The organism is Streptomyces jumonjinensis, from assembly GCF_009600885.1.
GTDB classification, from domain to species: Bacteria; Actinomycetota; Actinomycetes; order Streptomycetales; family Streptomycetaceae; genus Streptomyces; species Streptomyces jumonjinensis.
Genome location: NZ_VCLA01000175.1, coordinates 1 through 1,458 on the forward strand (window position 1 = coordinate 1; position 1,458 = coordinate 1,458).

Annotated in this window: 1 protein-coding gene; it reads left to right on the forward strand. The window is 71.6% G+C overall.

Annotation, left to right across the window (positions count from 1 at the left end; all coding sequences use genetic code 11):
• Positions 1 to 363: 363 nt before the first annotated feature.
• The coding region (locus FF041_RS27030) for a transglycosylase family protein (protein ID WP_153525269.1) at positions 364 to 1,458 on the forward strand (1,095 nt) is incomplete at its 3' end.

Sequence of the window (1,458 nt, forward strand, 5' to 3'; positions counted from 1 at the left end):
CCGGGCGGGTGGGAAGTCGCTCCGATGGGGTACCGCGTCCGGGGCGGCGGCGGGCGTCTCCCACGGCTTCGCGCCGGGCGGGCACGGACGGGCCGCCGGGGGCGGACGGCAGGGCGGCGGCGGGGGCGGCGGCGGGGGGCGGCGGCGCACAACGGTGGAGGCGCCGAGCCCCCTGTGCGCGGCGGCCAACTCCCCTGTGCACGGGGGCCGGTGCCGCAGAGGGCGGGATGCGTTCCGGCCGTCCCCTCTGCTCCCAGTGCGCCCGCATTGAGCCCTTGTCACGGCCTGATTCGAGCACTTAGGTTGACCGCTGAACGTGACCTATTCGTCATTTGACAAACCTGTTCAGTGGGGGAGCCTCACATGACCGCAACCGGTCGGCACCGCAAGTATCAGCCGAGCCGATTCAATCGTGCCTCTCTCACGATCACCGCGGGCGGAGCCGGAATAGCCCTTCCGCTCGTGGGGGCGGGTTCCGCGCACTCCGCGTCCATGGATGTGTGGGAGAAGGTCGCCGCCTGCGAGTCCACCAGTCAGTGGAAGATCAATACGGGGAACGGCTATTTCGGGGGCCTTCAGTTCAGCCAGTCCACCTGGGAGGCGTACGGCGGCCGGGAGTACGCCCCGCGCGCCGACCTCGCCAGCAGGGACCAGCAGATCGCCGTCGCCGAGCGGGTGCTGAAGGGGCAGGGCCCCGGAGCCTGGCCCAACTGCTCGGAGCGCGCCGGTCTCCAGCGGGGCGGCGCCTCCCCCCAGCTCTCGCCGGAGCGGGCGGCCGACGCCGACCGGAGCGACCGGGAGAACAGGCGTACGGCGACGCCCGCGAAGGCGGTCCCCCTCCAGACGGTCCAGCAGAAGACCTCGCCGACCTCGGTTCCCACCCACCGCGAGGGCTACACCGTGGCCCGTGGCGACTCTCTCTCCAAGATCGCTTACCAGAAGGAGGTCCGGGGCGGCTGGCAGCAGCTGTACGCGCAGAACCGTACGACGGTCGGCTCCGACCCGGATCTGATCCTCCCCGGCCAGCGGCTGGTCATCCGGATGGACGCGTCGAAGACGGGGGAGAAGCCGCTGCCCCAGAAGCAGGCCCCCCAGAAGCAGGCCCCGCAGACGCAGGCGCCGAAGAAGCAGGCCGCCCCGCAGAAACAGGCCCCGCAGAAGCAGCTGCCCCAGAAGCAGGCCCCGAAGAAGCTCGACCCGAAGAAGCAGGCGCCGCCGCGGACCGAGAAGAAGGGCACGCCGGACAAGCAGACGCCCCATCTGAAGAAGCAGCAGGCGAAGACCGTCACCAGCGGAGCCAAGACCACCCGGCCCTCGCGGCTGAGCGCCCCCGTCGACGCGGCCACCGGCACCCCGTACCGGAAGACGGGCTCCGCCTGGTCCAGCGGCTACCACACCGGAGTCGACTTCCCCGTGCCGACCGGCACCTCCGTCAAGGCGGTGTCCGGCGGCAAGGTG